A 285-nucleotide genomic window follows, 5' to 3' on the forward strand; every position below is an offset into this window, starting at 1 on the left:
GTCAGCTCGTGAGCCACAAGGCGATCATGGTGAACGGCGTCGTCTCGAACATTCCGTCGATGCAAGTGAAGGCAGGCGACGTTGTCGCAGTGCGCGAACAGTCGAAGAAGCAGGCGCGTATTCTCGAAGCGCTGTCGCTGGCTGAGCAAGGCGGCATGCCGAGCTTGGTTTCGGTCGATTCGAAGAAGTTCGAAGGCACGTTCAAGCAGAAGCCTGAGCGCAGCGACATCGCTGGCGATATCAACGAAAGCCTGATCGTCGAATTGTATTCGCGGTAATCGGATC

General features: G+C 56.8%; 1 protein-coding gene. It reads left to right on the top strand.

All coding sequences use genetic code 11. The features are described from left to right. Nucleotides 1-278, top strand: a 278-nt coding sequence (locus EN824_RS34775; protein ID WP_281041421.1) for a S4 domain-containing protein, incomplete at its 5' end; no start/stop codon positions are given. Nucleotides 279-285: the final 7 nt, after the last annotated feature.

It is taken from the genome of Mesorhizobium sp. M8A.F.Ca.ET.181.01.1.1, assembly GCF_004792025.1.
GTDB lineage: Bacteria > Pseudomonadota > Alphaproteobacteria > Rhizobiales > Rhizobiaceae > Mesorhizobium.